Source organism: Streptomyces sp. JJ36 (genome assembly GCF_021696945.1).
In the GTDB taxonomy this organism is placed as follows: Bacteria; Actinomycetota; Actinomycetes; order Streptomycetales; family Streptomycetaceae; genus Streptomyces.
The window spans coordinates 54,606-61,896 of sequence record NZ_JACYHE010000030.1 but is presented as its reverse complement, the minus strand read 5'-3'; the positions used below and the strand labels follow the sequence as shown (position 1 = coordinate 61,896).

Genomic DNA, 7,291 nt, shown 5'->3' with positions numbered 1-7,291 from the left:
GCCGAGGGCTTGTCCGTAGGTGCTCGCGTTCACTGTGTGGTTTCTGAGACAGCAACCAGTATGGCTGGTTTGTGTGTTTCATAGTGTTTCGGTGGTTATAGCGTGGGGGAAACGCCCGGTTACTTTCCGAACCCGGAAGCTAAGCCTCATTGCGCCGATGGTACTGCATGCGGGAGTGTGTGGGAGAGTAGGACGCCGCCGAACAATTCGTGGGGAAGGCCCCGCCGGTGTGATGCCGGCGGGGCCTTTCTGCGTTTCCGGGGGGTTTTCTCCGAGGGGTGCTCCGGGGAGGTTCTCGGGGTTCCCTCGGGGGTCAGGCGAGATGGCCCGTGCGGTGAGTGAGCTCCGGCCACCAGCGACGGGTCTGCTCCGGGGAGCGGAGAACGGCGATCGTGAGGAGCCCGGCCGCTTCCCCGTCGGCCAGCAGGGCGGGGAGTTCGGGAAGCGGAGCGACCGTGGCGGGCTGGTCCAGCACCACGGTGAGTGGTGGGTCGAGCCGGCCGGCGGATGACCCTGCGGCCATGCGGCGGCCGTGCTCGACCACGGCTGAGGTGAGCGCCGTGACCAGGGGCATTGCGGCTGGATCCCCTCGGTGCGGGTCTTCGACGGGCTCGCCCACCACATAGAGCGTTCCCCCTTCGGTGACGAAGGATTCCTGCGCCAGGCGGTCGGCTCGCGCGGCGGCGCAGGCGTTCCGGATGTGGAGTTGTGTCATGGAGCGGAGCGCCCGCCGGATCACCTCCGTCGCCGCCTCACGCCGCTCCGGGTAGGCCGTCAGGACTGCCTCCAGCTCCCCGGCCGCTCCGGCGGCGGCAGCGGCGTCCGTGCGAAGGACGCGTACGGCGTCCTTGGAGGAACCGCTCTGGGCCCAGCGGTGGACCTGGCGGAACTGTTCGCCGGCGAGGGCGGCGGCGTGCAACCAGCACCGCAGCAGGGTCTCGGCAGCGTCGTGCACGGCCGAGTCGGTGCGGGCCGGGCTGCGGACGGGGGCCAGCAGGGCCGCCGCGCGGAGCCGGGCCGTGTCCATGTCGCCACACCCCCGCTGCGGGTCCCAACGCAGCCGGGACGGCGCGTCGGTGCGCTGGCCCGGGTCGTACACATGGACCGGACCCAGCTTGGCGCGCGCGCCGGCCGTTCCGGCGTGGAGTGCGGGGTCGGCCGTCACGACCAGGAGCGCACCCTCGGCGTCCTCGACGGCTCGTACGAGCGCCTCAGCGCCGTCGGTGTCACCCCGGGACGTGTAGTGCAGCGTGGAGGTGCGGGGTACCGCGCCGTGTTCGGCGCCGAGTAGCGCCCGGTGTTCCCGGGGCGTGGGCTCCGGGGGCGGTGGTGCGGCCCGGTGCTCCCGCTGTGCCGGCAGGGCCTCCGGGGCGGCGGGAGCGGGGCCGGGCTCCGCCGCGGGAGCAGGCTCCTGGCGGGCGGGGCCGTCCGGGGCGGGTTGCGGCGCCGCCGGAGCCTGCGGCGTCGTGCCGGCGCGCATCCGGCGCGCCGCTCGGACGGCGCGCCAGCGGGTCACGGTGCCCAGCACGAACACCGTGAGGACCGTCAGCACCATGAGCTGGCTGATGAAGAGGCCCCAGAAGAGCCCGTAGCCGGAGAGCTGCGGAGGGGGCGTGCCAGGCCACGCTGCCGCGAGGTCGTCCGGCTGAGTGGCCAGCGCGCGTATCGCCAGCGGGGTGCGGGTGAAGCGGAGACCGTCCGGCCAGGAACCGTGCGCCAGCAGTGCGGAGAGGCCGGTCGCCGTCCAGATGAGGGCCGTGAGGCCCAGCAGGAAGCTGAGGACGCCGACCAGCAGGCCGTCGGGGATGCCGCGGCTCCCCGGCGCCGGGCCGCGGCCCTCGTGGGCGCTCGGCGTGGTGCCGCCCCCGGGTCTGTGCTTCGGTCCGTACGCCGCCACGGTCAGGCCACCGTGGACGCCGAACCGGGGGCCGAGCCCGGTGGTGAGCCGGGTCCGCCACGGCCGTAGGGTGCCCCTTCCATCGCCATCGCGCGTGCCTCCGCCTCCGCTTCGAGCTGTGCCTCGAGCTGTTCGCTGGTCGAGTGGGATGCCGAGGACTCCGTCATCGCCCGGTCGGTGAAGACCAGCGGGCGTTCGGCCTCGGTCACCAGGTGCTTGACCACCTGGACGTTGCCGTTGACGTCCCAGACGGCGATGCCTGGGGAGAGAGTGGGAATGATCTCCACGGCCCACCGGGGGAGGCCCAGCACCTTTCCGGTGGCCCGGGCCTCGTCCGCCTTCTGCGCGTATATCGTCCGGGTGGAGGCCATCTTGAGGATCGCGGCGGCCTCCCGGGCCGCGGCGCCGTCCACCACGTCCGACAGGTGGTGGACGACGGCGACGAAGGAGAGGCCGAGCCGGCGACCGAACTTGAGCAGCCGCTGGAAGAGCTGCGCCACGAACGGGCTGTTGATGATGTGCCAGGCCTCCTCGACAAGGAAGATCCGCTTGCGGCGGTCCGGGCGGATCCAGGTGTGCTCCAGCCAGACGCCGACGATCGCCATGAGGATGGGCATGGCGATGGAGTTGCGGTCGATGTGGGAGAGGTCGAAGACGATCAGTGGCGCCTCCAGGTCGATCCCGACCGTGGTGGGGCCGTCGAACATGCCGCGCAGATCGCCGTCGACCAGCCGGTCCAGCACCAGGGCGACGTCGAGGCCCCAGGCGCGCACGTCTTCCAGGTCGACGTTCATCGCCGTCGCCGACTCCTGCTCGGGGTGACGGAGCTGCTCCACGATGTCGGTCAGGACGGGCTGCCGGTCGGCGATGGTGGAGTTCACATAGGAGTGCGCCACCTTCAGGGCGAAACCAGCCCGTTCGTCCAGTCCGTGGCCCATGGCGACCTCGATGATGGTGCGCAGCAGGGCGAGCTGGCCGGTGGTGGTGATGGACGGGTCCAGCGGATTGAGCCGGATGCCCTGGTCGAGTGCGGCGGTGGGGTCGAGCCGGATCGGGGTGATGCCCATCTCCTCGGCGATGAGGTTCCATTCGCCGACGCCGTCCTCGCCCTGCGCGTCGAGCACCACGACCTGCCGGTCGCGGAAGCGGAGCTGCCGGAGCACGTACGTCTTCTCCAGCGCGGACTTGCCGTTGCCGGACTCGCCGAGGACCAGCCAGTGCGGGGCGGGGAGTTGCTGCCCGTACAGCTGGAACGGGTCGTAGATGTAGCCCTTGCCGCTGTAGACCTCGCGGCCGATGATCACGCCGGAGTCGCCGAGACCCGGCGCCGCGGTGGGCAGGTAGACGGCCTGGGCCTGGCCGGTGGAGGTGCGGACGGGCAGCCGGGTGGTCTCCGTCCTGCCGAAGAGGAAGCTGGTGAAGGCCTCGGTGAGGGCGTTCAGGGGGTCCAGTGCGGCCACGGGAAGGTCCTCTCAGCGCCGGATGCCGGTCGCGAACGGCAGGGTGTTGACGAACGCGCGGTGGTGTTCGCGGTCGCACCACTCCAGCTTCAGGTAGGACTTGCCGGCCGAGGCCCGGATGGTGCGCCGGTCCCGGGTGAGGGCCTCGGGGGAGCGGGAGGAGACCGTGAGATAGCCGACGAGGTTCACCCCGGCCGCGCCGCTCGCCAGATCCTCGCCGCGCTGGTCGACGCGGCCCTGGGCGGCGAGATCGCGCGGGTCCACGGTGCGGTTCATCTTGGCGGCGCGGCTGGCCTCCGCCGCGTCGTTGGTCTTCTCCGTGAGCATCCGCTCGATGGCCAGCTCGGTGGGCTCCAGGTCCATCACCACGGCCACCGTGCGGATCACGTCAGGAGTGTGGACCAGCAGGGGCGCCAGGAAGTTCACCCCGACGGGGGTCATCGGCCACTCCTTCACCCAGGCTGTGGCGTGGCACCAGGGGGCGCGGGTGGCCGACTCCCGGGTCTTCGCCTGCACGTACGTCGGTTCCCTGGCGTCCAGCTCGGCCGGCCAGGCGTTCCGCCGGGTCATGGCCTGGATGTGGTCGATGGGGTGGTCGGGGTCGTACATGGAGTGGATCAGGGAGGCCAGGCGGGCCTGTCCGAGGGGCTGACGCACCCGGATGTCCGCCTCGGCCAGGCGGGCGCAGATGTCGGTCAGTTCGCGGGCCATGATCACGGCGAGGCCCTCGTCCTTGGTCATCCGGCGGTCGCGGACGCCGCCCGCGGAGGCGCGGGAGGCACGGGCGATGGCGGCGCTCTCGGCCGCCAGCTCACGGCCGTGGTGCATGCAGGCGACGAGGTACGCGCGGTGCTGCTCGCTGGAGGTGGAGACCATGGACTGCAGTTGCTCGTACGACTCCTGGAGCCAGGGGGCCGCACGTGCGTCGCCGCGCACCGCGACGTCCTTGGCGTGCGCGTCCGGGTCGGCGGGCAGGGTGCGGGCGAGCATCTGCAGCCGGGTCACGAAGCCGTCGCCGTTGGCGACGTGCTTGAGGAGCGTGCCGAAGCGGTCGACCAGGGCCTCCTGGTCCTCGCTGTCGCGCAGTCCGACACCGGGGCCCTCGATCTCGATGGCGGCGGTGACCGTGCGCCGGTCGGCGTGGAGCAGTACGGCGAGCTCGTCGGGGCCGAAGGGCGCGGAGAGCCAGGTGATGCGCCCCACGCCGGGCGGCGGGCCGATCTCCACCTCGCGGCCGTCCAGCCGGGTGCCGGCCTCGGGGGCGGCGGAGCGGTACGTCCCGCCCTGGCGCACCAGCCTGCGGTACGAGCGGTCGATCTCGAACCAGCGGTAGAACGTCCGTCCGCGGTAGGGGACGTAGACCGCGGCGAGGGCGATCATCGGGAAGCCGACCAGCGCGGGGATGCGCACGGAGAGCACGGGGATCAGCAGCCCGCTCATCATGCCCAGGAAGGCGCCGACGACGATCAGCGCGATCTCGCCCGTCTCGCGGTTCTTGCCCACGATCGCGTTGGGGCGGGCCCGGCCGATCAGGTACGTGCGGCGGGGGGCGGCGGCGTGTGAGGCGGTGTGGGACGGGGTGGTCACCCGCGATCACCTCCGGAGGTGCGGCTGCTGTGCGGCGTGCGGGAGTGCGCGGGGCGGTCCCGGTGCGGCGTGTCGGTGGATTCCCGCGGTGCCGGCGGGGCGGCGGGCGCCGGACTGCCGCCGCCTTCTCCGCCACCGCGGGTGCTGTGGGCGGCCACGCCGCCCGAGGCCGGGTTGGCGGGGCGCGAGGCGGCGCCGCCGTCCCCGCTCGCGGACTGGGCGGCGGTCCCGCCGCCGCGGGCGCCGTGCGTGGTGATGCCCTGCCGGAGCAGGCTCGCGGGTGAGGCCACGGCGGCCACGGCGGTGCGGGAGGCGGCGTCCTGGCTGGCGTTGCGGTGCTGGACGATGTCGTCCCCGAAACCGGGCACGAAGCGGTAGATCATCGCCGAGGCGAAGATGGCGAGCAGGATGATGGCCAGCCCGGAGACGATCGCCGAGAAGGCGTCCGGGCCGTCGTCCGCCGCGAGGGCCCCGGCGAGGGTCAGCACGATCATGATGACCGGTTTGACCAGGATGACCGCGATCATGATGCCCGCCCAGCGGCGCACATGGCCCCACAGGTTCTTGTCGACCAGTCCGGCGTAGACGGCGGTGCCGAGCAGCGCTCCGACGTACAGCAGGGCGGCCCGCACCACGAGCTCGAGGTAGAGCACGCTGGCGGCGACGATCGAGATGAGCGACACCACGATCAGCATGATCGGGCCGCCGCCGATGCCCTCGCCCTTCTCCAGGGCCTCGGCGAAGGTGCCGAAGAAGGCGTCGGTGTCGCTGCGGGAGCCGCTGGAGACGGCTTCGGTGACCGCGTCGGTCGCGGTGACCACGGTGTAGAGGATCAGCGGGGTGAAGGCGGAGGCGAGGACGACCAGCCAGAGGAAGCCGACCGCCTCGGTGATCGCCTCGACGAACGGCACGCCGCGGACGGCGCGCTTGGCCACGGCGAGCAGCCAGAGCACCAGGGTGAGGATGGTGGAGGCGGCGAAGACGACGGCGTACTGCCGGAGGAACGCCTCGTTGGTGAAGTCCACCCGGGTCGTCTCGTTGACGAGCTGGGAGAGCTTCCGGATCGTCCAGGAGGCGGCCTCCGCGCAGCCCTTGGCGAGCGAGGAGAGCGGGTCCAGGACGCCGGTCGGGTCCTGGACGTCCGCGCCGCGCCGGGAGTCGTCGCCCGCGTCCCCGGTGCAGTGGTCCCGGGCGGGGCCGTAGAGGTCCTCGCATTCGACGTCCGGGTCCGGCTCGGTGGGCGCCGCCGCGCTGCGGGTGGCGAAGCCGGTGAGCGCGGCGTGGAGGGCGAGCAGTGCGGTGGTGAGCGAGAGCGCGCGACGGCGACTACCGGGCATAGGTGAAGCCTCCGTATTCCTGGACCGCCTTGCTGATCTCCTCGGCGCCGGCCGCGGGGACGTCCCCGGGGACCGGTGCCGGGCCTTCCTGCTGGCTCGCCTCGGCGATCTTCCAGTCGGAGCCCGTCCAGTCGAGCTGGAAGGTCCAGGTCTGCCACGTGGTGCGCACCGGGTTCTGTGAGCCCTCTCCTGCCATGCCGATCAGGCCCGTGTACCAGACGGCGACGGTGGCCTCCTCCGCGCTGTACTCGCGGAGCTCCGTACCCACCGGGATGGCGCGGGACACGAAGGTCTGCCCGTCGGGGGCCGCGCCGTTCTCCTCCAGGCCGAGACGGCGCAGGAAACCTGGGGTGTACGCCTCGTCCTGACGCTGCTTCACCCCGGGCGCGGCCTGGGGGGTGTAGACGGCGTCGACGATGGCGTGCCGGCTCTCCGTGCGGAACATCTGGTCCCCGCCGAGGGCGACCGCGTAGTTGGCCGCGGCGCTCTGCGCGCCCTGCTCGGTGTGGGCGTAACCCGTGGGGATGCCCGTGACGCCGTCCTCACCTCCGGCGGGCCGCTCGCCGCTGGGTGCCGTGGGGCGGGCGTCGGCCGCGGGGCCCTCGCCCGTCCCGTCGCCGCCGTCGTCGTCCGTGCCGCCGCCGCGGTTGGCGAAGGCGATGGCGGCGATGAGCAGCACCACGACGGACATCACCATCAGCAGGCTGCGGCCGGGCCGGCCGGCGGATCGTCTGCCGACGCCGTAGACGTCGCCGTCCTCCCCCGGCAGCCGGGTGCGGGTCGCCAGGCGGGCCGAGCCACGCCGCAGGGACGGGTCCGTCCCGCCCGTACGACCCCGCTCGTCGTACTCGTCGCCGCCGATGCTCATGCCGGGCGCGCCCCCTCAGCCTTCTTCCGGTCAACCGCCGTCAGTGCATTGTCTCCTCACACGACGTTAGCGGGGTCACGGGTCGTGTGGGTCCTCCGTTTCCACAGAGCGGGACAACTCGTGTGATGAACGGACCGGGAAG

5 protein-coding genes and 1 rRNA gene are annotated in these 7,291 nt (G+C 72.5%); 1 reads left to right on the top strand and 5 read right to left on the bottom strand.

Translation table 11 applies throughout. The annotated features are described in order from the left end of the window. The first annotated feature begins 87 nt into the window (after positions 1–87). Positions 88–204 (top strand): 5S ribosomal RNA (rrf, locus tag HOY81_RS14215). A 109-nt stretch (positions 205–313) separates the two neighbouring features. On the opposite strand, the gene HOY81_RS14210 is transcribed toward rrf, so the two are convergent. From HOY81_RS14210 to HOY81_RS14190, 5 genes are read right to left on the bottom strand one after another with little or no spacing between them, the layout of a single operon-like run. Beyond that, positions 314–1,897, bottom strand: a complete 1,584-nt coding sequence (locus HOY81_RS14210; RefSeq protein ID WP_237320712.1) for a type IV secretory system conjugative DNA transfer family protein — start codon at positions 1,895–1,897, stop codon at positions 314–316. A 2-nt stretch (positions 1,898–1,899) separates the two neighbouring features. Then, positions 1,900–3,357, bottom strand: a complete 1,458-nt coding sequence (locus HOY81_RS14205) for an ATP-binding protein (protein ID WP_237320711.1) — start codon at positions 3,355–3,357, stop codon at positions 1,900–1,902. Between the two features lie 12 nt (positions 3,358–3,369). Next, the gene (locus HOY81_RS14200; RefSeq protein WP_237320710.1) at positions 3,370–4,944 is read right to left on the bottom strand and encodes an SCO6880 family protein; all 1,575 of its coding nucleotides are present in this window, start codon (positions 4,942–4,944) and stop codon (positions 3,370–3,372) included. Then, entirely contained in the window at positions 4,941–6,281 is a 1,341-nt protein-coding gene (locus HOY81_RS14195; RefSeq protein WP_237320709.1) for a hypothetical protein, read from the bottom strand. The genes HOY81_RS14200 and HOY81_RS14195 overlap by 4 nt, the downstream gene beginning before the upstream one ends. Further along, on the bottom strand, positions 6,271–7,149 hold the full coding sequence (locus HOY81_RS14190; RefSeq protein WP_237320708.1) for a hypothetical protein: 879 nt from the start codon (positions 7,147–7,149) through the stop codon (positions 6,271–6,273). The genes HOY81_RS14195 and HOY81_RS14190 overlap by 11 nt, the downstream gene beginning before the upstream one ends. Between the last annotated feature and the right edge of the window lie 142 nt (positions 7,150–7,291).

Coding starts and splice junctions, on each gene's coding strand:
- HOY81_RS14190 (WP_237320708.1), bottom strand. CDS start 7,149: ATGAGCATCGGCGGCGACGAGTACGACGAGCGGGGTCGTACGGGCGGG.
- HOY81_RS14195 (WP_237320709.1), bottom strand. CDS start 6,281: ATGCCCGGTAGTCGCCGTCGCGCGCTCTCGCTCACCACCGCACTGCTC.